Annotated in this window: 25 protein-coding genes; 13 read left to right on the forward strand and 12 right to left on the reverse strand. The window is 64.6% G+C overall.

What is annotated here, in order from left to right; genetic code table 11:
• The first annotated feature begins 3 nt into the window (after window positions 1-3).
• Together irlR and B0G80_RS41045 are read left to right on the forward strand one after the other, a co-directional pair.
• On the forward strand, window positions 4-684 hold the full coding sequence (gene irlR / locus B0G80_RS41040) for a heavy metal response regulator transcription factor IrlR (RefSeq protein WP_116123241.1): 681 nt from the start codon (window positions 4-6) through the stop codon (window positions 682-684).
• The gene (locus tag B0G80_RS41045; RefSeq protein ID WP_116123242.1) at window positions 681-2072 is read left to right on the forward strand and encodes a heavy metal sensor histidine kinase; all 1392 of its coding nucleotides are present in this window, start codon (window positions 681-683) and stop codon (window positions 2070-2072) included. Before irlR ends, B0G80_RS41045 begins: the two co-directional genes overlap by 4 nt.
• Before the next feature lie 122 nt (window positions 2073-2194).
• Here the strand turns inward: B0G80_RS41045 and B0G80_RS41050 are convergent, their stop codons facing one another.
• Both B0G80_RS41050 and B0G80_RS46270 read right to left on the reverse strand, forming a co-directional pair.
• Window positions 2195-2467, reverse strand: coding sequence for a DUF4148 domain-containing protein (locus B0G80_RS41050; protein ID WP_116123243.1), 273 nt, complete (start codon window positions 2465-2467; stop codon window positions 2195-2197).
• A gap of 242 nt (window positions 2468-2709) precedes the next feature.
• On the reverse strand, window positions 2710-2973 hold the full coding sequence (locus B0G80_RS46270) for a hypothetical protein (RefSeq protein ID WP_181920172.1): 264 nt from the start codon (window positions 2971-2973) through the stop codon (window positions 2710-2712).
• Window positions 2974-3109: 136 nt separating this feature from the next.
• On the opposite strand from B0G80_RS46270, the gene B0G80_RS41060 reads away from it, so the two are divergent.
• Window positions 3110-3418 carry a DUF4148 domain-containing protein gene (locus B0G80_RS41060; protein ID WP_116123244.1) on the forward strand — a complete coding sequence of 103 codons (309 nt, stop codon included), beginning with the start codon at window positions 3110-3112 and terminating at the stop codon, window positions 3416-3418.
• A 60-nt stretch (window positions 3419-3478) separates the two neighbouring features.
• On the opposite strand, the gene B0G80_RS41065 is transcribed toward B0G80_RS41060, so the two are convergent.
• From B0G80_RS41065 to B0G80_RS41080, 4 genes are all read right to left on the reverse strand, one after another.
• Complete coding sequence (locus tag B0G80_RS41065; protein WP_116123245.1) at window positions 3479-4060, reverse strand: hypothetical protein; 582 nt, start codon at window positions 4058-4060, stop codon at window positions 3479-3481.
• A gap of 34 nt (window positions 4061-4094) precedes the next feature.
• The gene (locus B0G80_RS41070) at window positions 4095-4823 is read right to left on the reverse strand and encodes a hypothetical protein (protein WP_116123246.1); all 729 of its coding nucleotides are present in this window, start codon (window positions 4821-4823) and stop codon (window positions 4095-4097) included.
• A gap of 158 nt (window positions 4824-4981) precedes the next feature.
• Window positions 4982-6346 carry a sigma-54 dependent transcriptional regulator gene (locus B0G80_RS41075; protein ID WP_116123247.1) on the reverse strand — a complete coding sequence of 455 codons (1365 nt, stop codon included), beginning with the start codon at window positions 6344-6346 and terminating at the stop codon, window positions 4982-4984.
• A complete protein-coding gene (locus tag B0G80_RS41080) occupies window positions 6331-7839 on the reverse strand; it encodes a HAMP domain-containing sensor histidine kinase (protein ID WP_116123248.1) in 1509 nt (502 codons plus the stop codon). The genes B0G80_RS41075 and B0G80_RS41080 overlap by 16 nt, the downstream gene beginning before the upstream one ends.
• A gap of 338 nt (window positions 7840-8177) precedes the next feature.
• On the opposite strand from B0G80_RS41080, the gene B0G80_RS41085 reads away from it, so the two are divergent.
• Window positions 8178-9440 (forward strand): MFS transporter, encoded by a 1263-nt coding sequence (locus tag B0G80_RS41085; RefSeq protein WP_116123249.1) that lies wholly within the window; start codon window positions 8178-8180, stop codon window positions 9438-9440.
• A gap of 69 nt (window positions 9441-9509) precedes the next feature.
• Window positions 9510-9941 carry a response regulator gene (locus tag B0G80_RS41090; protein WP_181196471.1) on the forward strand — a complete coding sequence of 144 codons (432 nt, stop codon included), beginning with the start codon at window positions 9510-9512 and terminating at the stop codon, window positions 9939-9941.
• Between the two features lie 40 nt (window positions 9942-9981).
• Here B0G80_RS41090 and B0G80_RS41095 read toward each other — a convergent pair whose 3' ends face one another.
• Complete coding sequence (locus B0G80_RS41095) at window positions 9982-10311, reverse strand: helix-turn-helix transcriptional regulator (RefSeq protein WP_116123250.1); 330 nt, start codon at window positions 10309-10311, stop codon at window positions 9982-9984.
• An 87-nt stretch (window positions 10312-10398) separates the two neighbouring features.
• On the opposite strand from B0G80_RS41095, the gene B0G80_RS41100 reads away from it, so the two are divergent.
• From B0G80_RS41100 to B0G80_RS41115, 4 genes are all read left to right on the forward strand, one after another.
• Window positions 10399-11496 (forward strand): NADH:flavin oxidoreductase/NADH oxidase, encoded by a 1098-nt coding sequence (locus tag B0G80_RS41100; RefSeq protein ID WP_116123251.1) that lies wholly within the window; start codon window positions 10399-10401, stop codon window positions 11494-11496.
• A gap of 235 nt (window positions 11497-11731) precedes the next feature.
• The gene (locus B0G80_RS41105; RefSeq protein WP_116123252.1) at window positions 11732-12763 is read left to right on the forward strand and encodes a MerR family transcriptional regulator; all 1032 of its coding nucleotides are present in this window, start codon (window positions 11732-11734) and stop codon (window positions 12761-12763) included.
• Between the two features lie 29 nt (window positions 12764-12792).
• The gene (locus B0G80_RS41110) at window positions 12793-13416 is read left to right on the forward strand and encodes an RNA polymerase sigma factor (RefSeq protein WP_116123253.1); all 624 of its coding nucleotides are present in this window, start codon (window positions 12793-12795) and stop codon (window positions 13414-13416) included.
• A 233-nt stretch (window positions 13417-13649) separates the two neighbouring features.
• Complete coding sequence (locus tag B0G80_RS41115) at window positions 13650-14327, forward strand: dihydrofolate reductase family protein (RefSeq protein ID WP_116123254.1); 678 nt, start codon at window positions 13650-13652, stop codon at window positions 14325-14327.
• A 94-nt stretch (window positions 14328-14421) separates the two neighbouring features.
• On the opposite strand, the gene B0G80_RS41120 is transcribed toward B0G80_RS41115, so the two are convergent.
• On the reverse strand, window positions 14422-15192 hold the full coding sequence (locus B0G80_RS41120; protein ID WP_408969231.1) for a DUF4410 domain-containing protein: 771 nt from the start codon (window positions 15190-15192) through the stop codon (window positions 14422-14424).
• Between the two features lie 756 nt (window positions 15193-15948).
• On the reverse strand, window positions 15949-16398 hold the full coding sequence (locus B0G80_RS41125; RefSeq protein ID WP_116123255.1) for a hypothetical protein: 450 nt from the start codon (window positions 16396-16398) through the stop codon (window positions 15949-15951).
• 351 nt (window positions 16399-16749) lie between these two features.
• On the opposite strand from B0G80_RS41125, the gene B0G80_RS41130 reads away from it, so the two are divergent.
• Window positions 16750-17175, forward strand: a complete 426-nt coding sequence (locus B0G80_RS41130) for a phasin family protein (protein ID WP_106277025.1) — start codon at window positions 16750-16752, stop codon at window positions 17173-17175.
• A gap of 197 nt (window positions 17176-17372) precedes the next feature.
• Here the strand turns inward: B0G80_RS41130 and B0G80_RS45550 are convergent, their stop codons facing one another.
• Window positions 17373-17657 carry a hypothetical protein gene (locus B0G80_RS45550; protein WP_147309982.1) on the reverse strand — a complete coding sequence of 95 codons (285 nt, stop codon included), beginning with the start codon at window positions 17655-17657 and terminating at the stop codon, window positions 17373-17375.
• Between the two features lie 98 nt (window positions 17658-17755).
• Here B0G80_RS45550 and B0G80_RS41135 point away from each other — a divergent pair, with 98 nt between their 5' ends.
• Both B0G80_RS41135 and B0G80_RS41140 read left to right on the forward strand, forming a co-directional pair.
• Entirely contained in the window at window positions 17756-18205 is a 450-nt protein-coding gene (locus B0G80_RS41135) for a DUF2844 domain-containing protein (RefSeq protein WP_116123256.1), read from the forward strand.
• 11 nt (window positions 18206-18216) lie between these two features.
• Entirely contained in the window at window positions 18217-19494 is a 1278-nt protein-coding gene (locus tag B0G80_RS41140) for a DUF3443 domain-containing protein (RefSeq protein ID WP_116123257.1), read from the forward strand.
• A gap of 83 nt (window positions 19495-19577) precedes the next feature.
• Here B0G80_RS41140 and B0G80_RS41145 read toward each other — a convergent pair whose 3' ends face one another.
• Window positions 19578-21419, reverse strand: coding sequence for an adhesin (locus B0G80_RS41145; RefSeq protein WP_116123258.1), 1842 nt, complete (start codon window positions 21417-21419; stop codon window positions 19578-19580).
• Between the two features lie 339 nt (window positions 21420-21758).
• Entirely contained in the window at window positions 21759-23042 is a 1284-nt protein-coding gene (locus B0G80_RS41150) for a putative zinc-binding metallopeptidase (RefSeq protein WP_116123259.1), read from the reverse strand.
• 333 nt (window positions 23043-23375) lie between these two features.
• Here B0G80_RS41150 and B0G80_RS41155 point away from each other — a divergent pair, with 333 nt between their 5' ends.
• Window positions 23376-26849 (forward strand): DUF2126 domain-containing protein, encoded by a 3474-nt coding sequence (locus B0G80_RS41155; RefSeq protein ID WP_116123260.1) that lies wholly within the window; start codon window positions 23376-23378, stop codon window positions 26847-26849.
• Window positions 26850-26851 lie beyond the last annotated feature (2 nt).

The raw sequence follows: 26851 nt of genomic DNA on the forward strand, positions 1-26851 counted from the left end.
CAAATGCGGATTCTGCTGGTGGAAGACGAGCCGAAGACCGGCGCCTATTTGCGAAAGGGCTTGTCGGAGGCGGGCTACGTTGTCGATTGGGCGCAAGACGGTGTGACGGGACAGCATCAGGCGGAGACGGAAGACTACGACCTGCTGATCCTCGACGTCATGTTGCCCGGACAGGACGGTTGGACGCTGCTGCAAAACCTGCGCCGCACACGGTGCACGGCGGTGCTGTTTCTCACTGCGCGCGACGACGTGGGAGACCGCGTCAAGGGACTGGAACTCGGCGCCGACGACTACCTTGCGAAGCCGTTCGACTTCGTCGAACTGGTCGCGCGCGTGAGGTCTATCCTGCGGCGCGGCAAGCCACGCGAATCCGCGTTGCTGAAGGTCGCGGATCTCGAACTGGATCTGACGCGGCGTAAGGCGACCCGGCAAAACGACGTGATCCTGCTCACCGCCAAGGAATTCACGCTGCTGTGGCTGCTCATGCGCAAGGAAGGGGAAATCCTGCCACGCGCAACGATCGCGTCGCAAGTGTGGGACATGAACTTCAATAGCGATACGAATGTGGTCGATTCGGCAATCAGGCGGCTGCGCTCCAAGATCGACGACGCCTACGAACCCAAGCTCATCCACACCGTGAGAGGCATGGGCTATGTGCTGGAAAACCGGGGCGGCGGCAATTGATCAGGCGCGTGGTGCCACGTACGCTGCGTGCAAGGCTCACGGTTCTCATCATCCTGTCCACGTCCGCGATCCTTGCGCTGAGCGGGCTTGCGCTCTATCAGGCGCTGCGCGGCCGCCTCGAGTCGAACTCGATCGAGCAGATGTCCGGCACGATGGCGGCGTTGCGCACGCATCTGGCGGGGATCCAGACTGTGAAGGGCATTGCCGGCGATGCGCAGACGTTGACCGACCACCTGCATGGGCATCCGCACATGGGGCTGGCCATTTACGATACAGCCGGCCGGCGCCTGCTGAGCACGGCGGGGTTCAAGCCGTATGCGCCGCTCTCCGCAACTGGGCTGAAGCGTGCGCGCGTGGCGCTCACGCGCGCCGGTTCGAATCTTCGATATCTGCTGGAGAGCGCGCCGCTCAACGACGGCATCGGACCGCAAATGCGCGTCGTGGTTCAGTACGATCGAACCAGTGATCAGGGTCTGTTGAACGCATACGCGTACACCGCGCTGGTCATTGAAGTGTTGGGTGTGCTTCTGGCCGCCGCGTTCGCCTACGGCATCGCCATGCTGGGTCTGCTCCCGCTGCGCAGGCTGGTGGCCCGTGCAGAGGCGATGTCGACGAGCGGCCTCGCGCAGCCGCTGCCGGAGTTGCATGTGTCGGGCGAGTTGAAGGAACTGGAGCAGGCCTTTAACGGCATGCTGGCGCGGCTCGACGAATCGTTTACCCGGCTGAGCCAGTTCTCCGCCAATCTGGCGCACGATATGCGCACGCCGCTCACCAATCTGCTTGCCGCGGCTCAGGTGGCATTGTCACAGCGTCGAAGCGCGGAAGATTACCGGGACGTGATCGAATCCAGCGTGGACGAGTATCAGCGGCTGTCGCGCATGATCGAAGACATGCTTTTCCTCGCGCGTTCCGATCAGGCCGACACGCTGCTGTCCTTGCGTTCACTCGACGCGGTCGCGGAGGCCGAACGCGTCGCCGGCTACTACGAGACCGTGGCCGAAGACGTGCACGTCAAGATCAAGGTGACGGGCGAGGGCACCGTGCATGCCGATCTGCTGCTCTTTCAACGCGCGCTCAGCAACCTGCTGTCGAACGCGCTCGTGCAGGCACCGCAAGGGACCAGCATTATCATCGACTGCAAGGAGGAGCCGGACGCGACCACGCTGAGCGTGTCGGACTCGGGAGCGGGAATCGAAGCTCGCCATCTCGAACGCATATTCGAGCGGTTCTATCGTGTGGACCCTTCGCGGCACGGTTCGGCATCGGGCACAGGGCTGGGTCTTGCCATCGTGAAGTCGATCATGAAGAGCCACGGAGGACAGTGCGGCTTCGAAAGCCGGCCGCATGTTCGCACCCGTTTCTGGCTGCGCTTTCCCAACCACGGTTGATCACCTCGCGACGTGGCGGCGCGCCCGGCACGCGACGACGTGCGCGAAGCGTGAGGGCGCGCCGTGCATCGGCAACAGGCATACGCATGCTGCCGGGCATCTTCTCCCGGCGGCACGTGTCGTTACTTCGCGGCGAGCTTGTCATGCTGGTCCAGAGAGGGCGACTTTTCACCGCCATGCAACGTAATGGCGTGTGTCTGCTTGTTGCGGGCAATCGTATTGGCGTCTGGCGGGTATTGCGTCTTGCTGGACGGAATCACGCCGGTGTGTTGCGCGTGAACCAGTTCCTGTTTCACCTCCGCGCGAGTCTTGCCTTGCGCCTGCGCAAGCTGCGAGGCCGTGCCGAATATCGTCAGGGCGGCGACTGACAGGGTGAAGAGTTTTGCAGCGTTCATGGTGAAATCTCCTGAGTGACGACCGCCGTTTGGCGATTCGTGAGCTCAGTGTGAAGCGCCGGTGGTGTGCAATCGTGACCGAAACATGAGAAAAATGTCAGGACCCACGGCAGCGACGAAACGGCGATCGCGCGGCCGCGCGCATGAGATTTTTGTCATATTGGCGTGATGCTGGCAGCGAGCTTCGCGGAGCAGGATGACGCATCTTTCTCCGAGAACGACGAGGCGGCGACATGCGCGCGTTACTGCAAAAATCTGCCTTGACGGCGATCCTTGCCACAAGCCTCGCGGGATGTGCCGGCAGCGGTGGCGAGCCGGCGGTTGCCGTCAAGCCGGGTCCGTCCGCGCACAAGGCGCCGACGGACCTGGCACCAGGCGAGCAGATCGACTACGCCGGCCACCGCTGCGGAAATCCGAATCTCCATGTGAAGACGCATCTGTGTCTCTTTCCGCGCCGATAGCGCCTGCGTGCCGACCTTCGCTTCGAGATAGAGCGGCCCAGCCACGCTTTATCCACATTCGAGAACAATCCTCTCCACGCACGGCCCTTATTCTCGAGCACCGACCTTTCTAGACTGTCGTCACTGAATTACGAACAGGGCTGTTCGTAGCAGAACAAAGCGAAGTGTGGAGGTCGTCGTCATGAAGTCCCTTATTCAAGCCGTTGTGGTTGCCGCTGTCCTTGCAGCGCCGGCTGCGGTGTTTGCTCAATCGAACTCGCCTGTGACCCGTGCGCAGGTGCGTGCCGAGTTGCTCGAACTCGAACAGGCCGGCTATAACCCGGGCCGTGGGGAGGATCCGAACTATCCGGCCGATATTCAGGCTGCCGAAGGACGGGTGGCGGCACGCCATGCGGCGAGCGGTTTTGGTGGCGCCGCGGGTGGTTCGTCGGAGGCGGGGCGCGCGCCCGTTCCCAGCGCGGATTGGAATGCGATGTACAACCATCCGTAACGCGTGAGCGGTATGAACGTGCGTGGCGACCGGCGTCGTTGGCCGCCACTTGACATGCGCTCAGGCGTCCGACGCGATTTCCTCGTCGACCAGTTCGGCGATGTCGTGTACATCGACCGTGCAACCCAGCCGGTTTTTCACACCACGGCCCCATGCCTGCACGTGAACGCCCGGCGTCAGATACGCGACGAGTTCGGCGGCGGCATGCGGCGGCATACGCAGCGACGTGCCGTCTTCCAGCAGCGCGCCGCGCAGTTCTCCTTTCGGTCCGTAGAGCGGCATGACGACTTCGCCTTGCACGTCCATCGGCTCGCCGTGGTGCTCGGGGCCGTGTTCATGTTTCGGACCGTGTTCGTGCGGGCGTGGACCGTCATCGACGATCTCGATGCCTTGCCGGCTCGTCAGCGAGACGGCGGCGATCAGTTCGGCGCCGCGCGGTTTCACGCCGCGCACACGTACGGCGTCGCCGGGCGCGATGTGACGCGCGATCTGTTTGCCCAGATGAGGCGGGAAATGCACCTGCTGCTGCGTGCCGTCGGCGTGCTGAAGAATGAAGCCGTCCGCGTCGCCGTGGGGATTGAGCAGGAACAGCACGACTTTGCCGCGCGTTTCGGGCAGGCAGGCGGGGTCGATCCAATGCATGGTGAAACTCCTATGTTCGAGTGATGAGTCGGGATTACCTGGGCGGGACGTCGTAAATCACCGTGAGATTGCCGGGCGTGCCGAAAGCGGTGGCCTGCAGCGATTCGCCATAGCGATTGCGCGTGCCGTAGCCTTGCGCCGCGATCGTCGCGCCCGGTTGCAGCAGGTTGGCGAAGCGCGCGGCCGCGGGCGGCGTCAGCTTGATCACCGTGCCGTCGGTGAGCAGCACGCCGTCGGGTTCGCCGCGCGGCGCGCTGGTGACACGCAGCACGCGCCCGGTTGCATCGAGCTTGACGAGTCCGACGCCGGCGAGCAGCTTCGGCGGACGTTGGGCGTCGGCCGGCGGCGGTTGATCGACAACGCTGCGGCCGTTGTTCGCGTCGGCGATCTGGCGGGCGCGCAGCGTTCCGCCGGGCTGCGCGAAGCCGCTCACGTTGACCGTCGCGCCCGGCGCGAAGGCGGCGGCCACTTGAGTGCCGATATGCGGAGGGAAGCGGACAAGCGTGTTGTCGGCGAGCAGCATGCCGTCGACATCGCCTTCCGGGTTGATCACAAAACGCTGAAGCACGCCGCTCACAGTCGCGGGAGCGCCGTCGCGCGGAGCTTCGGCGAAGGGTGGCGGCAGCGGAGCGTTGGCGCTCGGCGCCGGCGGCGGTAGCGGCGCGCCTGGCTGCGGCGGCACGGGTTGTGCCGCGCAAGCCGCCGTCGTGGCGATCACGGCGAGCACGGACGCCGCGCGGGCGATCGGGTTGAAACGGTTCATGGTCAGACTCCTTCGACTGCAATGTCGTGCAGGAGTCTTTGCAACCACCATGCCATGCCGCTATGCGTTGTCGCGTAAGGCTTTGCGCCACGGCGTCCGGTTCAGGCTGTCGGCTGGCTGGACGCGGGGTGTCAGCCGGATGGACACCGGCAAGCGCATCACCCCAGCTTGTACGCGGCGATCTTCGTATAGAGCGATTGACGACTGATGCCGAGGCGGCGCGCGGCTTCCGCGCGATTGCCGCCGGTCTGTTGCAGCGCGCGTTCGATCGCCGCGCGCTCCAGCCATTCGATCGACTGCTGTAGCGGCAGATCGAGCAGCGCGGCGGGAATCCCGCTCGCGGCGGCACGCGGCGCAGTGAGAAAAGCCAGATCGTCGGCGGTCACGAGCGGGCCGCGGGCGAGTGCCGCGACCCGTTCCATCGCGTTCTTCAACTCGCGTACGTTGCCCGGCCATGTGTGCGCGAGCAGGCGTCGTTCGGCATCGGCGCTTAGGGTCCGCACGGGACCGGCCAGGTTGGCGGCGGCGATGAGAAAGTGCGCGGCCAGCGGGAGAATGTCATCGGGGCGATCGCGCAACGGCGGCAGATGAATCGGAATCACGTTGAGCCGGTAGAACAGATCCTCGCGGAACGTGCGCGCTACCACTTCCTCCGCGAGGTCGCGGTGTGTTGCGGCCACGATCCTCACGTCGATTGGCACACTCGTGTTGCTGCCGACCGGCGTCAGCGTGCGTTCCTGAATCACGCGTAGCAGCTTGGCCTGCATGGGCAACGGCAGGTCGCCGATCTCGTCGAGAAACAGCGTGCCGCCGTTCGCCTCGGCGATGCGCCCGGCGCGTTGCGTCACCGCGCCGGTGAAGGCGCCGCGCGCGTGGCCGAATAGTTCGCTCTCCAGAAGGTCAGCGGGAATCGCCGCGCAATTGATCGCGACGAAGGGCGCATGGCGGCGCCGCGACGCGTCGTGCAGGACGCGCGCCGCGACCTCCTTGCCGGTGCCGGTTTCGCCGGTGATCAGGACAGTCGAATCCGTGGCGGCGGCGCGGCCGATCTGCTTTTGCGCGTCGCGCAGCGCCTCGCTGTTGCCGAGCAGGCGTGGCGTGCCGTCGCTGACGTCTTCGTTCGACGCCGGCAGCGCCGGATTCGCCGCGCCGCGATTGGACGCTTCGATCTTGCGCAGCAGGGACGCAATCGCATCGCGCCCGACCGGCTTGGTCAGGTGCTCGAAAGCGCCGAGCCGCATGGCGTGAATGGTGTTGTCGCTGGTGGCGAAGGCGGTCAGCACGACCACGGGCAGCGCCGCGCGCGGCGGCATGGCGCGCAGACGTTCGAGCACGTCGATGCCGCTCAGGTCCGGCATCCTGATGTCGAGAAACATGCAATCGATGCGGGCGTCGCCGGCAAGCTGTGTAAGCGCTTGCTCGCCTGTGCCGGCCTGTTCGATGACATGCCCCAGGTCGCCGAGCGTTTCGGCGAGGCTTTCGCGAAATGCGTCGTCGTCGTCGACGATCAGGATGTGCGCCATGGGATCTCGATCACAAAACAGGCACCGCGCTCGCGCGCTTCATAAAAGGCTCGCCCGCCATGCGCGGCGGCGATTTCCCGTACTACGGCGAGGCCGAGCCCCGAACCGGCCGCGTGGCCGGTCACGAACGGTTCGAAAATGCGCTCGCGCTCGGCGTGCGGCACGCCGGGTCCGTCGTCGGTCACTTCGATTCGCAGCGTTTCGGCGTGCCGCGCCGCGTGCAACGTGACGTTGCCGCCCGATGGCGTATGACGTAAAGCGTTGAGGAGCAGATTATCGATGGCGCGCGCCATTTGCTCCGCGTCGAAGGATGCCTGGGCGGGAAGCCCTTCGGCGCACTCCAACGCGAGCGCGACACCGGCCCGTGCGGCTGCGTCGTGATGCCATTCCACGCGCCCGGCCAGCCAACCGCGTAAGTCGACGGCGTGGGCGTCGACACGCACGGGTTGCGTCAGCGCCAGCAGACCCGAAAGCTGCCGCTCCACCCGCTGAATCTGTTCGAGGATCGCGCCGAGCGCGCGCTGCTTGCGTTCGGCGTCGCCGTTCAGGGCATTTTCCGCCTTGAGTCGCATCGCGCCGATGGGGTTGCGGATTTCGTGCGCCATTTGCGCGGAGAACCGGCCGATTGCCGCGAACCGTTCCGCGGCTGCGAGTTGCGCATGCAGTTCGCCGGCCTGCTGCTGCAAGGACGTGGCGCGCGCGCCGTAGGCGTTGAACGCGTGGACGATCTTGTCGAGGTCGGGCTCGCCGGTTGGTGCGATCGGTGTGAACAGGTCGGCGGGCCGGCTCAGACCGGCCTCGATACGCGCGAGATTGGCGCGCCAGCGTCGCAGCAGAACGCCAAGGGCGATCGCGATACCGACGATCACCGCGAGCAGCACCGCGAGCGTGGTCACGAGCGCCTTGCCCGACGGCCCGAGCGGTGGATGCACGCGCGAAAGGGTCCATGCGAACAAACCATCCCGATGCGGCACCGGACAGGCGGTGACGATCACGGCGTCCTGCTGGCCTTCGACGAATTCGGATGCCGCCGTATGCGAGGTGGATGCCGCGCGCAAGGTGCGCAGGATCAAGGGCGTCTCGGCATCGGGGATGTCGCGTTTGATGCCGCTGCCTTGATAGGTCGGAAACGCATAGGCGTCGAAGCTGCCGCGCGGCGCGCCTTGCGGGCGCCAGAAGCCGCCTTCCACGCCGTCCATCTGCGCGAGCACGATGTCGAGGATCGCGTGCATCAGGTCGGTGTTCGGCACGTTGGGCGGCGCCGGCTGCGTGGCGGCGGGCTCCGCCGCCCGGTCGACGGACAGGTCGTAGCGCGATCCGATCGTCTCGCAGCCGGCCAGCCCCTGTTGACGGGCGACGCCGATCTGCCGTCCAAGATTCGCTTGCGCCATGAACCACACGATCCCGATCAGGGCGGCACACATCACTGCAACCAGCAGCCAGAAAACGATTAGCTGACTGGCGAACGATAAACGTCGGGGAGCAGCGGCCATGAAGTGCGCGGAGAAGGACAGGAGCTAGACAGTAGCAAAATTCCGGCCCGTGGTGCTCGCGCCGACGCTAGCCGTCCGGCCGGATTGCGGGCCGGCCGGACGCGGGCACGCGGTTGCGCCGTTGGACAGTCGCTGTCCACGAACCGGACAGCGCTGTGCGGCATCGGGGAGCGCCGGCACGCACGCGCGGCATTCGCGTGCCGATGGCATACGAGTTGCATCGGGCTGGCCGCCATCCCGGCACGCTTTGCCAGTGAGGTCGTCCGCATGTTGAAGCCGATACGCCCGAACCATTCGCCGCGCGACGCGCGCCGGCGGTCAACCGTGCAGAGTGCATCGTGAGCCCCCGGCGCGCGCTCGAGGCGCTGAACTTCTTCGTGGCCGATGTGCAAGCGGGTATCGGACCGTTTCTCGGCGTGTTCCTGCAGGCGCGCGGCTGGGGCGCCGATCAGATCGGCACGGTCATGACGATCGGCGGCATCGCGGGCATGCTGGCGACGTCGCCGGCTGGGGCGCTGGTCGACGCGACACGGCATAAACGCACTCTGGTCGTGATCGCCGGCTTGATGACGATGCTGGCGTCCGGCCTGCTGTGGATCTCGCACGGTTACTGGATGGTGGCGGCGTCGCAGGTGGCGACCGCGATCACCGGCGCGGCGATCGGCCCCGCCTTGGCGGGCATGACGCTCGGCATGGTCAGGCAGCAAGGTTTCGACCGGCAGTTCGGCCGCAATCAGGTCGCCAATCATGGCGGCAATGTCGTGGCGGCGGCGCTGTCCGGCTGGCTGGGCTGGCGCTACGGATTCGGCGCGGTGTTCGTCCTGAGCGCGCTGTTCGGCTTGCTGTCGATCGTCGCCGTGGCGTCGATTCCGGGCGACGCCATCGATCACGAGGCCGCGCGAGGCGCCGGCGCCGACACGGACGCCGGCGCATCGGCCGCCACTGGCGAACCGCCGGCGAGCGGCTTGCGAGTGTTGTTGCAATCGCGCCCGTTGCTCCTGCTCGCCGCCGCGCTGGGCCTGTTTCACCTGGGCAACGCGGCGATGCTGCCGCTCTACGGGCTCGCGATCGTCGCCGCTCGTCAAGGCGAGCCGAGCGCGTTCACCGCGCAGACCATCGTCATCGCGCAACTCGTGATGGTCGCGGCCGCCATGCTGGCGAACCGGCTGATTCGCTGGCGCGGCTACTGGTGGGTGATCCTGCTGACTTTCCTCGCGCTGCCGCTGCGCGGGCTGATCGCCGCGTCGGTGATTCACGCGTGGGGCGTGTGGCCGGTGCAAGCGCTGGACGGCATCGGCGCGGGTCTGCAGAGCGTCGCGGTGCCGGCGCTAGTGGTGCGTCTGCTGGAAGGCAGTGGGCGCGTGAACGTCGCCCAGGGAGTCGTGATGACGGTGCAGGGCGCCGGCGCGGCCTTGAGCCCGGCGTTGGGCGGAATTCTCGCGCACCGTTTCGGTTATCCCGCCGCGTTTATCGCGCTCGGCGCGGTGTCGACCGGTTCGCTGGTGTTGTGGCTGGGCTTCGGGGCGTCGCTCAGGCATGCGTGCGCAGCACGTGAAGAAGCGGCGCGCGATACGGTAGAGGCAACGTCCCCGATTTCGTGACGCCGATTCCCGGGCCGTTGGTATGCCGTTTGCTGTCCGCTGATGTTTCTATCGCAAGCGGTCACGCCTATGTCCCGAACCCCCGCTACTTGCCAAAGATGGAGCGCCCGTGAGATCCGGGTATTGCACGAATTGCCGCGCGTACTTGTTGTCGACGACAACGTCGGCGCCGCCGAAGCGCTCGCCACCTATCTCTCCTATGAAGGCGTCGAAGCTCGCGCCGCTGACGGCTGCGAGCAGGCGCTGCGTTGCGTGCGGGACTGGGTGCCCGACGTGGTGGTGCTCGACATCATGATGCCGGAGCGCGACGGCTACGAAACCGCGAGCGCGCTACGCAGCTATCTGCCGACGCAGAGTCTGGGCATTGTCGCGTTCACGTCGCTGGACGAGGATCACGTGAAGGAAACTGGCAAGGCGCGTCACAATTTCGACGGGTATTGTCAAAAAGGCACGGCCCCGACGGCGTTGCTCGCGCTGATGCGAAAGCTTTGGCGGGAATAGAAGCGGCGGATCATCGCGCGCGTGACGCCGCACCGTGACATCAAGCCGGCTCGCTCTCCACGGGTTCCGCGACGATCTGCTTGAGAATCGCCTCCATCAAGCCCGGAAACCGGGCGTCCAGTTCCGCGCGCCGCAGCGAATTCTGATGCACGGTGCCGGCCACGCGCGTGCGCACGAGACCCGCCTCACGCAGGATCCGGAAGTGATGGGACACGCTCGACTTCGGGCGGCCGCCGTCGAGTTCGCCGCAGGTGGCCTCGTCGACCGACGCGAGGCGCCGCACGATCTCGAGGCGGACCGGGTCGCTGAGTGCATGAAAGAGCCGCCCGAGCGCGAAATCCTCGGCGGCGGGGTGGTTATAAGTGCGCATGCTGCAAATGATAAAGGTTTCTGCGATACTTCGTTATTCGATGTTTATCGAACTACCGTACAAGCAAGTCCAGAGGAGTTTAGCCTGATGTCCGCATTGTTCCAGCCCTACAAGCTCAAAGACGTTTCCCTGCGTAACCGGATTGCGATTCCGCCGATGTGCCAGTACACCGCCGAAGACGGCCTGATCAACGACTGGCACCGCATCCACCTGGCAGGACTGGCGCGCGGCGGCGCGGGTCTGGTAATCGTCGAGGCGACGGCTGTGTCGCCTGAAGGCCGCATCACGCCGGGCTGCGCCGGTATCTGGACGGACGAGCAGGCGCAGGCTTTCGCGCCGGTCGTGGCCTCGATCAAGGCCGCGGGCTCGGTGCCCGGCATCCAGATCGGTCACGCGGGGCGCAAGGCCAGCGCCAACCGTCCGTGGGAAGGCGACGACCACATCGCCGACGACGACAGCCGCGGCTGGCAACCCATCGCGCCGTCGGCAATCGCATTCGGCGGCGGTCTGCCGAAGGTGCCGAAAGCCATGACGCTCGACGACATCGCCCGCGTTCGCGAAGACTTCGTCGCGGCCGCGAAGCGTGCGCGTGACGCGGGCTTCGAATGGCTCGAACTGCATTTCGCGCACGGCTATCTCGGCCAGAGCTTCTTCTCTACGCACTCCAACCAGCGCGACGACGCCTACGGCGGCAGCCTGGAGAACCGCAGCCGCTTCCTGCTCGAAACGCTGGCGGCGGTGCGCAAGGTGTGGCCGGAGCATCTGCCGTTGACGGCGCGTTTCGGCGTGATCGAGTACGACGGCCGCGACGAGGAAACCCTTGTCGAATCGATCGAACTGGCGAGGAATTTCAAGCGCGAAGGACTGGATATGCTGAGCGTCAGCGTCGGCTTTTCCACGCCGACGGCGGCGATTCCGTGGGCGCCGGCGTTTCTCGCGCCGATCGCCGAGCGGGTGCGCCGCGAGGCCGGGATTCCGGTTTCGTCGGCGTGGGGGATCGACACGCCGGAACTGGCGGACCGTTCGGTGAAGGACGGTCAACTGGATCTGGTGATGGTCGGCCGCGCGCATCTGGCCGATCCGCACTGGCCGTATCATGCGGCGAAAAAGCTCGGCATCGAGCGTCCGTCGTGGACGTTGCCGGCGCCTTACGCTCATTGGCTGGAGCGCTATAAGGTCGCTTAAGCGACTGAGTTGGCGCATCGGGTCTGTTGCGAAAATTGTGCCGCTTGCTCCGCCGCTTTATGCGGCGGGTCAGGCGGCACATTTCATTCCGTCTCCAGGGTGGCGTGCGTGTAGCCGTTAAAAATCATGGTGCATCAAAAATACCGTTTCAGCGTCGGACAGTGAGTCGATAAATCGTTTCGAAGTACGTGAAACGAACTATGCTTGAAACGAACATCGGCTCATTTAGGGTTTCATGATGACTTCATCTGACGAGCAACAACCGGCTCAACAGGGCTACAGAAGCGGCGAGGCAGCGCGTCTGGCCCGGATGCCGGTTACGACCTTGCGGATCTGGGAGCGCCGTTACGGCGTGGTCGGGCCGGCCAAAACCGCGTCAGGCCAGCGTCTGTACACGGAAGACGACGTCCGGCGACTCAGTCTGATCAAACTGCTGGTGAGCCGCGGCCACGCGGTCGGCGCGATCGCGCGGCTCGACCGCGAGCAATTGCAGTTTCTGGCTGCGCGCAGCGGACGCGAGAGCGGCGGCGCAACCGACCTGCCGCTGGTCGAGTCCGTCGATCTCAGGCTCGCCCTCGTGGGCGGCGGCCTTGCGCAGCGTTTTCGGGCGTCGGGCGTCGATTTGCGGCCCTATGGCGTGAACGAACTGCTCGCGTTTGCCGATCTCTCCATCGCCGCGGCCAGTGGCGAAACGAGCGCCGAGCGCGGCGCGCCGATCGATGCCTTGCTGGTCAGCGTCGACTCCCTGCAAGAGGACGTCGCGTCGCAGGTCATCGCGCTCGGCGACGCGGTCCGCGCGAAAGCGATCGCGGTCGTCTACAGCTTCGGCACCGGTCCGGCGGCGGAGATTCTGCGCGTGGCGGGCGTGCGTCTTTATCGCGAGCCCGACAGCCGCACGGAATTCCGTCAGATGCTCGGCGATCTGTGCGAACGCGTCCGCACTCAGGAACGCATCGGCGACGACGCCGTGTGGTCGCGCGTGCGCCGTCGCTACGACGACCGCGAGCTGGAAGTGATTGCCAGCCGTTCTTCGACAATCGCGTGCGAATGTCCGCGTCACCTCGCGGAACTGGTCATGAAGCTATCGGCGTTCGAGCGCTACAGCGACGCGTGCACGTCGCGCTCGGCGCAGGACGCCGCGCTGCACCGCTATCTGGGCGACGTCAGCAACCGGGCTTGCGCGATGGTCGAGGCGGCGCTTGAGCGTGTCGCGCGGGAAGAGGGCTGGTTTGCCGGATCGCAGTCGCCGCAGCCCGGTCACGAATAAGGCGCGCGCACCGTCCCGGAGGATCTGCAATGTCACATGATGCTTCGACCGACGCGACCATCAGCGCGTCCGCACTGGATCAGAAGAGCGCGTATCTCGCGGCGCTCCTCGAGCGTGTTGCGAGGCACGAGGCCGGCGCGTTCGAGGCGCTGTACCGGGCGTCGGCGCCGTCGCTGTTCGGCCTTGCGGTGCGCGTCACCCGCACCAGCGAATCGGCCGAAGAAGTGGTGCAGGAAGGCTTCGTCAAGATCTGGCGCTTCGCCGGTTCGTACGACCCGGGCAAGGCTTCACCGTCCACGTGGATGTCGACCATCGTGAAGAATCAGGCGCTCGATTATTTGCGGCGCAGTCCGTACTCCGGCATATATGTTGACGAACTGGACGAACGCATTGCCGCGAGCGACGCCTACGTGAACGTCTGGCAGGAGTACGCGCTGGATGCCGAGCGTCTGTCCTCCTATCTCAGCCGGTTGGCGCCGGTTCAGCGTCAGGCGATCGCGCTCGCCTATTTCCGGGGGCAGTCGCAATCGGAGATCGCGCATACGCTCGATGCCCCGGTCGGCACGGTGAAAAGCTGGATCAAACGCGGACTGGAGTCGCTGCGTGCCATGGCCGATGCGCGACCGGCGCCGCATCACGGCGGCCTATATTGAGCCGCTTGCCGCTGGCCGCTGGCCGCTGGCCGCTGGCCGCTGGCCGCCGGCCGCTAGCCGCACGGTATGACATCGCGTCGCGCATTCGCCGCGGCTTGCCTAGCAAGGTCACGGATGGATCGCCCGCTTGCCGCGCGACCGAGGTGACGCACCCTGCCCAAACGGAATCAACGCGATGCGGAACAGCCCTTGCTGCAAGGTTTCTTCATTGACCTGACACGGAGGCTTGACGCATGAACCCTTATATCGTCGCTCACATGATGTCCTCGCTGGACGGCCGCAGCCTGACGGACGGCTGGCATCTCGACTACGCCTCGGACCTGTACGAAAGCACGGCAGCCACTTTCGAAGCCGACGGCTGGATCTGCGGACGCGTCACCATGCAGGAAATTGCGCACGGCAAGGATTATCCGAAAGGGCTCGCCAAGGGCGCCGTGCCGCGCACCGATCACTTTGTCGAACGCAAAGCGGATCAGTACGCGATTTCAATCGATCCGCAGGGCCGCGTGGCGTGGAAGAGCAACACCGCGCTCAAGTCGCACGTGGTCGAAGTGCTGACCGAACAGGTTGCCGACGACTACCTCGCTTACCTGCAATCGATCGGCGTGTCGTACATATTCGGCGGCAAGACCGAACTCGATCTCGGCAAGGTCGTGCAAACGCTGGCGCGTGAACTCGGTGTGAAGAAGCTGATCGTGGAGGGCGGTTCGCACGTGAGCGGCGCGTTCGTGAACGCGGGCCTCGTCGACGAAGTGAGCGTGCTGATTTTGCCGCTAGTGGATGGCCGCAGCGAACACCCTTCCTCGTTCGAAGTGGCAATGGAGAAGTGGCAAGCACCCGCGTATCTGAAGCTCACGTCCGTTGAGCAGAAGGAACACGGTGCGGTGTGGCTGCGTTATACGAAGACCTGAAAGCAAACGGCAGAGTCGGATCGAATTCCGACTCTGCCGCGCGTTGTTCACGCCGTTCACGACCGCTGTGATTCAACCAACCGGCGACCGGTTATCAGCCTTTGACGTGCTCCGTCGAGAGCCAGCCACCGCTTACGCCGATCTCGCCAATCTGCTTGGCCACCGCATCGGCGAGGCGCTTCGCGTCGGCTGAGACGCCGGCGCGTTTCTTTTCCGATACGGCATGCAGACCGCCACCGACTGCCGCCGAGGTTGCGATACTGCCGGCCGCCGCGCCCACGCCGGCAGTCTCGACCATGCCCGGCGCCTTGCCGCTGTCGGCGTTGGCGGTGAAGGTCTGCACCAGACGCGGCGCGCCGCCGGCGGGCTTATACAGAATCTGCACCGAACTGCTCACCTGGCTCTTGCCCGCACCGAGGCCGATCAACAGGCGGCGACGGCGGTTGCCCGAGTCGATCGTATCGAAGCTGCCCTGCACGAGCAGCACATTCTGGTCGGCGGGCGCGGGGATGTCCGAGCGGATCGCGCGCAGACCCATCGACTGCAATTGATGCACGATTTCGTCGGCGACCTGCTCGCGGACTTCGGCGGCATCGGCGGCCTGCTTTTGCGCGGCGGACGAACCTTCGAGCTGCGTCTTCAGTTTCTGCATCATGCCGCCGTCCAGTTTGACCTGGTCCGGATTGGCGTCGAAGGTGTAGACATAGATGTTGTCCGGGCGTACCTGGACCGGCGTGCTCGCCGCGCTTGCATCCTTGATGCTGCCGCCGGCGCAGCCGGTCAGCAGTGCGCTGCAGCAGACCATCGCCACGCAGGCCAGACGGGCGGCATTTTTTCTGAGGAATTTCATTGAAGTAGGCAACATTGTTGATCCTGTCGTCGGCACGCGGTGCCGGAATGTTCGAACGTTCTCTCGATGATCGGGCAACCGTAGGATCGTTGATCATCGGCGAACGTCTCGCACGTGAAGCACCCTTGATCTCATGCGTTTCGTTTCGTACGCACCGGCAGCGAAGCGAAGTATGGGCGCGTGACCTCGCGAACTCCATTCAACAATTATTTCGTCCTATGTCATGGCGCGAAGCGGTGTCGCGTGAGGCTTTCGCGCGTCGTGAAAGTCAGCGAAGTCAGCGGACGCGGCGGAAAAAGGGAGGATGTGCGGATGAGGATCGGCCGCGCCAGCAAGTGGCGTGGGGCCGTCCAATGGCGAGTGCGACGCCGTGCTTATTCGGCCATCAACTCAAGGCAAGCTTGATGATGCAACCAAGGACAAAAACCAATAGAACGGCGGCAACGGCCATGTTCAGCGGGTAGCGCATTCTTCACCAGAGCACGAGTGTTGCGGTGCTCATATCCTAATCACCTGACGGACGATGAGAAGTGGTCAGTGAAGCGGCAATGTGGGAAAGCTAACGCAGGATGCTGAATGGTTAGACCAGGTCCAGGCGGGAGCGCTTCCAATCGTCTGGTGAAAAAACGGCCGCGCCTGACACGCACTGGCTTGCCTGTCGAGCGATCACTCAGCCAGGGACAGACGCAGCGGCGAAGCGCGCCTTAAACCGATCACATCGTTCATGCGCGGCGTCACAGTGAGACTTGCACCACGACGCCGTCGCGCGAATTACTGCGCCTGAGCCGGCGGCGGCATCCCGCCTGGCGCGCCGCGCGCCGCCTTGTTCGCAGCGGCGAGGTCCTCCGACAGACTGGTGCGCAGCGTCGCGATCGCCTGGTCCGGATTAGCGGGCTTCAACTGCTCGCGAGCCAGCGAGTCGTACACGTAATGACGCAGCATCGGATCTTGCGTTTTGTTCAACACGTCGTGATACACGGCGATGATTTCACCTTCATGTCCGCTCATGGCGTAAAGGCGGCGCAACTGTTCCAGATCGTTGATCACGGCGAAGCCGGGGCCCATCGGACCCATCCGGCCAAGCGGCGGCGGCCCGTCGCCGTGCTGCGGCTCGCCGTGCGACCGAGGGGCCGCGGGCGGTGGCGCTTCCTGGGCAAACGCAGCCGTCGCGGCCAGAGTCAGAACGGCGCTCAGCGCCGCGCTCAAGATTGATTTTTTCATGAACTCGCTCCCATCGAGACAAGGCCGGCGCTACGGTGCGCCGGCACATGAGCAACGATAATCGACATGCCAATTCGTAGGGTTACTGAAGCCGCCGCGTAACTTACCGCGCCTTCCATGTTGCGCGGACGGTGGCCGGGCAGGTCCGTCGACGGCGCCGCGTGAGCCAGGGTGTGCCCGCTGGCGCATTGTTTCCGGATGGCGCATGATTGAACGATGTGCCGTCCGACCCCAGAACCCGCCCGTTCCCACGGGCGCACGGCACACGCCATGCCGCCAGTGCATGCGTCACGCAGACATAACGCGGCGATGCACCGCCGGCGAGTATTCAACCGTTAAGGAGGATTTCGCATGGACCGACCTGACGCCGCCAATCCGTTTGGCGATTTCACCAAAATGCTGGAGCAGTTCAAGCTCCCCGGCTTTGACGTACCCGCCATCATGGAAGCGCGACGCAAGGACGTGGAAGCACTGGTTCAGGCGAATCAGACTGCTTTCCAGGGGATGCAGTCGCTTGCGCAGAAACAGGCCGACATGTTGCGCTCGACCTTGGGCGAATTGCAGTCGCTGACGGGGCAGTTGTCAGCCGGCGGCGCCGCGCCTTCGGGCAAAGCTGCCGAGTTGATCCAGCAAAGTCTGCACAAGTCGCTTGCCGATATGCAGCAACTGGCGCAAGCCGCGTATCAGACACAAGCCGAGTCGTACGCGGTGATCGCAAAACGCGTTGAAGAAAACGTGCAGGAGCTTAAATCGCTTTTGCAGCAGCAGAAAAAGTAACGATCGCTGATGCGTTGAACGCTGACGCGTCACGTTCGAATCACCGATGCCGCAGATGACCTTCAAGTTATCCGCGGCATTTTTTTGTTCTGGAAATCACGGGCAACGCATCGATTATCTGGTCATACAAAAACCCTTTTAAGGCCTTGTATTGTCGGACAAAAACCGACATTTTGTTCGATCTTTTCAGTGCCTGCTTACATTTGCTGCGCAACGCTGCGCGCATCAATTTTTTTCTGCGTCGACCTTCGGCCGCGCGTTTCATTGTTCGCTTTAAACGAGCCGCGACGCGAAAATGCGCGCTCAAGCGCCGCCCCTTCGTGATCTGGTCCTGAAATATCAAACCGGCCGAAACGACGCCGCGCCGAGCAAAGGTTTAAATCTCTTCGCAAACGATTGGCGCGCGTCGCTGCCACGCCTAAAGTTTCGCGCCGCCACTCCGTAGACGCATTCACGCAGCCCAACCAGTGTGAATGCAGCACGGCACCACCGGCGAAGCGTGCGCCCCTAGTTTCCCGCTCGTGATCGGCTCGATAGCAAGTCACGAGCGTTTCACCTCGAAGGAACTCACTTGAAACCGATGCTCTATTCCCGCATTGCTCGCGCAATGCTCGGGGCAGGCTGTGTGCTGTCGTTTGGCGCGCATGCGACGCTGGGCCAGAACGTCAGCACCGTCGACGGCGATCAATCCCGCTTGCGCGCGGTGGCCCGCACGGCCACTACGCAAAGCGCGTACTCGGTACACCTGATGACGCTGCCGTCCGGCACGCTGGTGCGCGAGTACGTCGCGCGCAACGGCATCGTGTTCGGCGTCGCGTGGGAAGGGCCGACGCTGCCGGATCTGAAATCCATGCTCGGGACTTTCTTCGACGCGTACGTCGTCGCCGCCACGACGCGCCACGGCGCGCCGCTCGCGGTTTCCAGCAGCGACCTGGTCGTGTACTCCGGTGGGCATCTGCGCGCGTTCTCCGGCCATGCATACCTGCCGCAAGCGGTGCCGGCGGGCGTCGATGTCGGCGTCATTCAATAACGGAGCGGACCATGCGCCTTACGTCTTCGTTCAAAACTTTGCTGTGCGCGGCATTGCTCGCGTTTCTCGTCAGTGCTTGCGGCGGCGGGGGCGGCGGCTCCAGCGGTTCAGGCAGCGCGGCCGGCACCAACGGTTCGACCAGCACCTCGTCCGGTCCGTCAGTGGCCAACACCTCGCCGCTGTCGCAAACGCTGGCTGCAAACGCAGTGCGCGTGACGGTCGATTCCGGCGTGAGCGATGTGCCGAACATGCCGTTCGTGAGCCTCACCATCTGCGCGCCGGGCACGACGCAATGTCAAACCATCGATCACGTGCTGGTCGATACCGGCTCGTGGGGCGTGCGCCTGTTCGCGTCCCAGTTGCCTGCTTCGATGACACTGCCGCAACAGACAGACGCGTCGGGCCATCTGGTCGCCGAATGCATGCAGTTTTTCGACGGCTACACGTGGGGCCCGGTCAAACTCGCCGACTTGCAGATTGCCGGCGAAAAAGCCGCGTCGCTGCCGATCCAGATGATCGACCCGAACTACGCAACGCTGCCCGCCGCTTGCGCGAACTTCGGCGCGGCGCGCAACACGCCGGCCGCGTTGCAGGCCAACGGCATCCTCGGCATTGGCGTGTTCAAGCACGATTGCGGCGCGAACTGCGTCCAGCAGGCGCTGGCCGGCACGTACTACGGATGCAACGGCGCGACATGCACGTCGATTCCGCTCGCCGAAGGGTTGCAAGTGGCCAATCCGGTTCCGTACTTCGCCACCGACAACAACGGTTCGCTGCTGAGCCTGCCGGCGGTATCGGGCGGCGCGCAGTCGGTCAGCGGGCAACTGATATTCGGTATCGGCACGCAGACCAACAATACGCTGGGCGGCGCGCAGGTAATCGGCGTGAGTCCGTCGAATGGTACCTTCACGACCGTGCAGAACGGCATCACGTATTCGCGCAGTATTCTGGACAGCGGCTCGACTGGCCTGTTCTTTCAGACCAGTGCGTTGCCGGTCTGCGCGAGCCCGAACAATTCGTACTACTGCCCGGTGTCGACCGAGCAATTGAGCGCGATGATCCAGGGCGTGAACGGCACCACGAGCGCGGTGAATTTCAGCGTCGGCAATGCCACCACGATCGCTCAGACGTATAGCGGCGATTCGGCGCTGCCGCTTCTGGCGGGACCGGCGTTCGTCACGTCTTCGATCTTCGACTGGGGCTTGCCGTTCTTTTACGGCCGCAATGTGTACGCCGCCATCGAGCAGCAGCCGACTCCCGGCGGCATGGGCCCTTACGTCGCGTATTGAGAAGGCGACAGACGACGGATGTGAAAACGGGCCGCGACGGAGATATTCCGTCGCGGCCCGTGCGTCTGACGCGGTCGAATGACTTACCGTTTGCCGAGACCGTCCAGCAACTTCAACACGCCTTCACCGAACGCCTCGGGGCGTCCCTCGAAGATCCGCTCGACCGCATTTCCGTCGATCAGGCGTTGGCGCAGCGCTTCGCGCTCGTCGTGCTGTTCGGCAAGCCGGGCGGCGGCGCGCACGTATTCGCCGGTCGAGTGAGTCGTGAGCCACGACGGCAGACCAGCGCGCTCGAAGAGGCCGCTGTCGATGTGCTCGAACACTTCACGCCCGCACAGGTTGACGCCGGGCAGGCCCATCGTGAACGAATCGACAATGCCGTTGGTATTGCCGAACGGGAACGGGCTCACGAACATGTCCATCGTATTGAGGATCTTCAGATACTCGGGGTAGCTGAGCGAACCGTAGACATCCACGCTCGATTCCGGCAGCGTCGCGTAGATCGATTTTCTGACATACGCGAGATCGATGCTTTCGCTCCAGCATGTCATGAAATGGAATTTGACCGGCACGCGCGCGGTGTGAACGATCGCCTTGCATGTTTCGAGAAAGTGCGGATTGATTTTCATCGCGCTGGCCGTCACGCCGATGTTGACCACTTCGCCGCGCTCCGGTACGGACGGCACGACGTTGGTGAGCAGCTTCGACGGCACGTACGGTTGGCCGTCCTTCGGCAAACGCAGCATTTTTTCGCTGAAGCAGGCCGGGTCGCCGACGAAATCGTCCTCGACGCTCACGTAGTCCATATGCGCCGCGTGCATCGTCACGGGATGGCCGAGCCCCGCGATCTGCAGCGGCGCGACGCGCAGGTTCGACAGAAAGATCGTGTGCGAGAACATGCCGACGCTCGGCATATAGAGCGCGTCCGGCTTCTCGCGCGCGGCGAATTCCTGGATCTGACGGATGCAGTCGCCGATATATTCCGGATGCTCGAATTCGACGAAGCGGTCGAAAATCGCGCGTCCCGCTTCATCTACGTGCTGCGCCTCGCCGAACGCGACGACTTCGAAATGCTGGCGCGCGGCGAGCATGGTGCGCGAATGGGTTCGATAGATCGAGTGACCGCCCGAGAACCATTCGAGCACGACGAGCATTACCGGCTTGCGGCCTTTGAGTCTGGTGCGGGAGACGCTGGCCTCGTGGCCGAGCAGACCGAGCGTGTCCAGCTTCTTGCGCACCAGCCTGTTGATGCTGCGTTTGATCTCATGCCGCTCAGGCGAAGTCGAATAACTGCAGTGCATGTAGGCGCCGCAGACGGCGCCGGTCGGCAAGTCGTCGAGGTCTTCGATCGTGTCGAGCGCGCCGGGCAACCATTCGAGCAGACGTTCGCGCTTTTCGTGCGCGGCGGGGGAGATGTGTACCGCCCCGGCGACCATCGAAACGCCAAGGCTCGTCGCGAGCACGGGGTCGCGCTGGTGGAGGTCGGCAAAATCGATATCGTATTGCGAGCCCGAGGTATAGAGCACGAGTTGCTTGCGGGTCAATGTGGCGCGCGCTTCATCGTCGTTCTGGGCGGTTTCGAGGAGCTTGCGCACGATGTGATCCGTCGATCCATACGATGACACGGCGAAGATCATGTTGATCCACGGCCGGCCCCAGAACATGACGTTTATCTTCTCCGCCTCGAGCGGATACTCGGGGGCGGAAAACAGCGTTGTGAAACCGTCGGCGATGCGCTGCAAGGTATCCAGCGATTTTTCGTCATCAGGTGAGTTCGGCGTGGTGCGGGCGAAGGGTTCGGCGCCGAGTCTGCCGCGCTTGCCGGACAGCGTCTTGAGTAGCGTGCAGAATTCCTCGTGCGCGGCGTCGTAGTCACGGGACTGGATCTGGGATTCGAAACGTTCGAGGGAAAATTCGGTGCTCATGGCTTGGGTCGATGGTGAACGGCTTGCGGCGTTCCGCATGCGCGTTATGTTCAATGACAGGGAGGCGGGCGGCAGGGCGTTTGCAACCGAAGGCGGGTTGCGACGCGTGATTCGAAGCACGGCGCGCCGACTGAGGCGATCTGCGTTTATTGCGTGTGTCGCCAACTGAGCCTGATTGTCAAAGAATTCGACCGGGCTGCATGTAGGAAGAGTCTTATTTTGAGAGAGGGTTTTTGAGGGGGATCGTGCGAAGACCGGTGCTTGCGCGCGCTGAACGTGTCAGGGATGCGGCTTTTAGAGCCGATCCCCAACCAGAGCGGTTTGCTTCCGAAATACGGGTTACCGTCGTCTCGTAGCCCGTTTGGCCGGGGCTGCCCGAGCGGCGACAGGCGCGGGCTGCGACGGCGGCTCTGCCTGCGCGGCGGAGGCGTCAATCGCATCGCCCGGCGCCGCGCCCGCCGCCGCCTTCACTGCACGCGCCACCCCAGCTTGCGCCTCCGGCTCCTGCACAGCCACCACCGCCGCCTGACCCGGCGGCGTCGCCGCTTCCCGCGGCTGCGATTTATCGCCGGCCGCTTCAATCACCCGATGCACGAAGCGCAGCTTCTCCACCACCGGCGCGGCCAGCGTGAACGGATACCCGTCCGGCATGCCGAGGCTGCGATTCAGGCTGTTCAGCGCATAAGTGAGCGGAAACCAGCGCTTCATCAGATTCTCGAAGCTCGCGTCTTCCACCGGCGTGCGATCGGTCAGAGTCGGTTCGCTCGGGTCGTCGGGCAAGAGCGCCACGCCGTAAGACGTCGACGTATCCAGCACGTCGACGATCAGCATGTAATGCGCCCACGTCTCGGCCCAATCTTCCCAGGGATGCATCGTGGCATACGCGCTGATAAACGACGCCTGCCACTCGGCCGGGGCGCCGTCGCGATAGTAGGCGTTCAGCGCCTCGCCGTAGTCGACGCTTTCGTCGCCGAACAGTTTGCGGAACGGTTCGAGCCAGCGCGGGTTGTTCTCCACCAGTTGGCTAAAGTAGTAGTGCCCGGTCTCGTGCCGGAAGTGGCCGAGCAGGGTGCGATAGGGCTCGCCCATCGCGGTGCGGACTTTCTCGCGATAGGCGTCGTCGGCTTCGGCGATATTCAGCGTGATGAGGCCGTTATCATGGCCGGTCATGACGCGCGAACCGTCGCCGCCGTCCTCGAGGAATTCGAACGCGAGGCCGTGCTCCGGATCGGCCTGGCGCGACTTCACGTCGAGGCCGAGTTCGGCCAGCGTGTAGAGCAGACGGCGCTTGGCCATTTCCAGCCGATACCAGTAGAGCCGGTTGTCGGGCGCGCTCAGATTCGGGATAGTGAGCGTCAACTGGCAGGCGCGGCATAGCAGGTCCGGCGAGTCGGCGGGGATCATCCAGTTGCAGACGTTTTCGACGGCGTAATTGTGGCACTGGCGGAACAGCGCGCCTTGGGCGTCCGGATGCAGGCTGCGGAAGCGGCCTTCGCCGGCATCTTCGAACGCGCTGATTTCCGCCACTTCGGGTACATAGCCAAGCAACGACTCGCAACGTTCGCAGCGAACGTTTTCATAGAAGACGAGGTGCGAGCAATGGTTGCAGTGGAAGGTTTTCATCGGTGGGGCCTGGAGTGGGAGGGCAGTCGTAGAAGAAGCCACTTCGCAATCTTCATGCCGCATTTGCCAGACGTCACTGGTTTAACGCACATTACGTGCATGATCGTGCATCGGCGCTGCGCCGCTTTGGTGCGTAGCCCTCAAAACGGCAGTGGAACGGCGCCTGATCCGATCGACCGGACGGCCGGCGATGCGCGGCAAACTTCACAGCAGGCGATGATCCGGGGAGTCCACGTAGTTCAAGCGGTTTTTCGCACTTGTTTGACAGGCGTTCCATAAACGGCATGAAGCTTGCTTTTTGGCGGGCTGCCATCCTTCGTCCAGGAGTCCGGTGTGTCCATACGCGTCGCGTTGCATCATGTCACACATTACCGTTACGACAGGCTGGTTTCACTGTCGCCCCAGGTCGTGCGTCTCAGGCCTGCGCCGCATTGCCGGACCCCGATCCTGTCGTATTCGATGCGGGTCGAGCCGGCCGAACACTTCATCAACTGGCAGCAGGACGCCTTCGCCAACTACCAGGCCCGGCTCGTGTTCCCCGAGAAGACGCGCGAATTCAAGGTGACCGTCGATCTGGTCGCCGAAATGGCCGTCTACAACCCGTTCGACTTTTTCCTCGAACCCTCGGCCGAGCAGTTTCCCTTCGAGTATTCGCCCGGTCTCGCGCTGGAACTCGCGCCCTACCGCGTCAAGCGGCCCATGACGCCGCGCTTCGCCGAGTTCGTCGCGAGTATCGACCGCACGCCGGCCGCCACCGCCGATTTTCTCGTCGCCCTGAATCAGCGGCTGCAGCGCGAGATCCGCTACCTCATCCGGATGGAGCCGGGCGTGCAGACGCCCGAGGAAACGCTCGTCAGCGCGGCGGGTTCGTGCCGCGACTCCGGCTGGCTGCTGGTCGAGACCTTGCGGCAGTTAGGGCTGGCGGCGCGCTTCGTGTCCGGCTATCTGCTGCAACTGGCGCCTGACGTGAAATCGATCGATGGCCCCAGCGGTACCGAAGTCGACTTCACCGACCTGCACGCGTGGTGCGAGGTCTACCTGCCGGGTGCAGGCTGGATCGGTCTCGATCCGACCTCAGGGCTGCTGGCGGGCGAAGGGCATATCCCCGTCGCCTGCACGCCCGAGCCGGGCAGCGCGGCGCCGATCTCCGGCGCCGTCGACGAATCCGAGGTCGAGTTCGAACACACGATGTCGATCGAGCGTGTTCTGGAGACGCCGCGCGTCACCAAGCCGTTCAGCGAAGCGGTCTGGGCCGACGTGCTGAACATGGGCGCGCAGGTCGACCAGCAATTGCGAGACATGGACGTGCGCCTGACGATGGGCGGCGAGCCGACTTTCGTCTCGGTGCGCGACCGCGACGCCGCGGAATGGAACACCGACGCGCTCGGCCCGACCAAACGCGGCTACGCGGTTGCGTTGATGGACAAGCTGCGCTCGCGCTACGGCGCGAACGGCTTCCTGCATATCGGCCAGGGCAAGTGGTATCCGGGCGAGCAATTGCCGCGCTGGGCGATGTCGCTGTACTGGCGCGCCGACGGCGAGCCCTGCTGGCACGATCCGTCGCTGTTCGCGGACGAACGCGAGCCCGGCACCTACACGGCGGCCGACGCGCAACGCTTCCTCGCGCATCTCGCGACCAAGCTCTCGCTCGACACCGACTGCATCCAGCCCGGTTTCGAGGACGTCTGGTACTACCTGTGGCGCGAGCGCCGTCTGCCGGTCAACGTCGATCCACTCGACGCGCGGCTGGACGACGAACTGGAGCGCGTGCGCCTGCGCCGCGTATTCGACGCGGGCCTGGGCGGCGCGACCGGTTTCGTGCTGCCGCTCGCGCGTGAACGCGATGTCCCCGGCGAGCCGCCGCAATGGGTCAGCGGCCGCTGGTTTTTCCGCGACGAGCGCATGTTCCTGATTCCCGGCGATTCGCCGATGGGTTACCGCCTGCCGCTCGATTCGCTGCCATGGGTCTCGAAGACCGACTATCCGTACCAGCACGCGCACGACCCATTCGCGCCACCCGTGCCGTTGAGGTTGGCCGCGCAGTTGCGCATGCAATACGACGGCGAGCAGCGCAGCATGAGCCCCGCCGACGCGCGGCGCGCGGCCGCGTTGTCGTCCTCGGCGGCAGAGTTGTTGAGCGGCATGCCGGGTGGTGGCGTGCTGGCCTACGCGCGCCAGCCTGGTGACGAAGCGCCGCCCAGACGCGGGCAGTCGTCGAAGGAAACGATCCGCACGGCGATTTGCGTCGAAGCGCGCGACCCGAAACGCGCGGCCGGTCCGAAGGCCGAAACCGAAGCGTTCGGCAGCGGCCGCACACTGCTGCATGTGTTCATGCCGCCGCTCACCGAACTCGACGACTATCTCGATCTGCTGGCCGCCGTCGAGGCGACCGCAGCCGAGTTGCGCATGCAGGTGGTGCTCGAGGGCTATCCGCCGCCGCGCGACGCGCGCCTGAAAATACTGCAGGTCACGCCGGATCCCGGCGTGATCGAGGTCAACATTCATCCCGCGGCGAACTGGGACCAACTGGTCGATCACACGGAGTATCTGTATCAGTCGGCGGCTGAAAGCTATCTGAGCAGCGAGAAGTTCATGACCGACGGCCGGCACACCGGCACCGGCGGCGGCAATCACTTCGTGCTCGGCGGCGCGACGCCCGCCGACAGTCCGTTCCTGCGCCGGCCCGATCTGCTGGCGAGCCTGATCGCGTACTGGCATAACCATCCGTCGCTGTCGTATCTGTTTTCCGGACTGTTCATCGGACCGACCAGCCAGGCGCCGCGTATCGACGAAGCGCGCAACGATCAGGTCTACGAGCTCGAAGTGGCGTTCCGCGAGTTGCAGCGGCAGATCGACATGCTCGGCGGCCGCGATAGCGCGAACCTGCCGGCGTGGATGATCGACCGGTCGCTGCGCAACATCCTGATCGACGTGACGGGCAACACGCACCGCGCCGAGTTCTGCATCGACAAACTCTATTCGCCCGATGGCCCGACCGGCCGGCTCGGCCTGCTCGAATTGCGCGGCTTCGAAATGCCGCCGCACGCGCGCATGAGTCTGGTGCAGCAACTGCTGCTGCGCGCGCTGGTGGCGCGTTTCTGGCACACGCCGTACACGCAGCGGCTCACGCGCTGGGGCACGGAGCTGCACGACCGCTTCCTGCTCGGCACCTTCGTGAAGATGGATTTCGACGACGTGCTCGGCGAACTGAACCGCGCGGGCTACGCGTTCGACAGCAGCTGGTTCGCGCCGCACTTCGAATTCCGCTTCCCGCTGGTCGGCGAGACCACGGTGAACGGCGTCTCGCTGACCATCCGCAACGCGCTCGAACCGTGGCACGTGATGGGCGAAGAAGGCTCGCCGGGCGGCACGGTGCGCTACGTGGATTCGTCGGTGGAGCGGCTCGAAGTGCGTGCGCTCGGGTTGAACGACAATCGCCACGTGCTGACCGTCAACGGCGTGCCGGTGCCCTTGCAGCCGACCGGCCGCGTCAGCGAATATGTGGCCGGCGTGCGCTTTCGCGCGTGGTCGCAGCCGTCGGCGCTGCATCCGACCATCGGCGTGGACGCGCCGCTCACTTTCGATCTGGTCGACACATGGGCCGGCCGCTCGGTGGGCGGATGCCAGTATCATGTCGCTCATCCGGGCGGGCGCAATTACCAGACCTTCCCGGTGAACGCCTATGAGGCGGAAAGCCGGCGGCGCGCGCGCTTCTTCGCGTCGGGTCATACGCCGGGGCCGCTCACGGTCGATGCGCCGCACCGCAGTCTGGAGTTTCCGTTCACACTGGATCTGCGCTACTGGTGAAA

It is taken from the genome of Paraburkholderia sp. BL6669N2 (assembly GCF_003387275.1).
Taxonomy (GTDB): Bacteria; Pseudomonadota; Gammaproteobacteria; order Burkholderiales; family Burkholderiaceae; genus Paraburkholderia.

Coding starts and splice junctions, on each gene's coding strand:
- irlR (WP_116123241.1), top strand. CDS start 4: ATGCGGATTCTGCTGGTGGAAGACGAGCCGAAGACCGGCGCCTATTTG.
- B0G80_RS41150 (WP_116123259.1), bottom strand. CDS start 23,042: ATGAAAACCTTCCACTGCAACCATTGCTCGCACCTCGTCTTCTATGAA.
- B0G80_RS41130 (WP_106277025.1), top strand. CDS start 16,750: ATGGACCGACCTGACGCCGCCAATCCGTTTGGCGATTTCACCAAAATG.
- B0G80_RS41070 (WP_116123246.1), bottom strand. CDS start 4,823: ATGAACCGTTTCAACCCGATCGCCCGCGCGGCGTCCGTGCTCGCCGTG.
- B0G80_RS41100 (WP_116123251.1), top strand. CDS start 10,399: ATGTCCGCATTGTTCCAGCCCTACAAGCTCAAAGACGTTTCCCTGCGT.
- B0G80_RS41095 (WP_116123250.1), bottom strand. CDS start 10,311: ATGCGCACTTATAACCACCCCGCCGCCGAGGATTTCGCGCTCGGGCGG.
- B0G80_RS41080 (WP_116123248.1), bottom strand. CDS start 7,839: ATGGCCGCTGCTCCCCGACGTTTATCGTTCGCCAGTCAGCTAATCGTT.
- B0G80_RS41060 (WP_116123244.1), top strand. CDS start 3,110: ATGAAGTCCCTTATTCAAGCCGTTGTGGTTGCCGCTGTCCTTGCAGCG.
- B0G80_RS41120 (WP_408969231.1), bottom strand. CDS start 15,192: ATGTTGCCTACTTCAATGAAATTCCTCAGAAAAAATGCCGCCCGTCTG.
- B0G80_RS41140 (WP_116123257.1), top strand. CDS start 18,217: ATGCGCCTTACGTCTTCGTTCAAAACTTTGCTGTGCGCGGCATTGCTC.
- B0G80_RS41050 (WP_116123243.1), bottom strand. CDS start 2,467: ATGAACGCTGCAAAACTCTTCACCCTGTCAGTCGCCGCCCTGACGATA.
- B0G80_RS41135 (WP_116123256.1), top strand. CDS start 17,756: ATGCTCTATTCCCGCATTGCTCGCGCAATGCTCGGGGCAGGCTGTGTG.
- B0G80_RS41145 (WP_116123258.1), bottom strand. CDS start 21,419: ATGAGCACCGAATTTTCCCTCGAACGTTTCGAATCCCAGATCCAGTCC.
- B0G80_RS41105 (WP_116123252.1), top strand. CDS start 11,732: ATGATGACTTCATCTGACGAGCAACAACCGGCTCAACAGGGCTACAGA.
- B0G80_RS41110 (WP_116123253.1), top strand. CDS start 12,793: ATGTCACATGATGCTTCGACCGACGCGACCATCAGCGCGTCCGCACTG.
- B0G80_RS41125 (WP_116123255.1), bottom strand. CDS start 16,398: ATGAAAAAATCAATCTTGAGCGCGGCGCTGAGCGCCGTTCTGACTCTG.
- B0G80_RS41065 (WP_116123245.1), bottom strand. CDS start 4,060: ATGCATTGGATCGACCCCGCCTGCCTGCCCGAAACGCGCGGCAAAGTC.
- B0G80_RS41075 (WP_116123247.1), bottom strand. CDS start 6,346: ATGGCGCACATCCTGATCGTCGACGACGACGACGCATTTCGCGAAAGC.
- B0G80_RS41115 (WP_116123254.1), top strand. CDS start 13,650: ATGAACCCTTATATCGTCGCTCACATGATGTCCTCGCTGGACGGCCGC.
- B0G80_RS41090 (WP_181196471.1), top strand. CDS start 9,510: ATGTCCCGAACCCCCGCTACTTGCCAAAGATGGAGCGCCCGTGAGATC.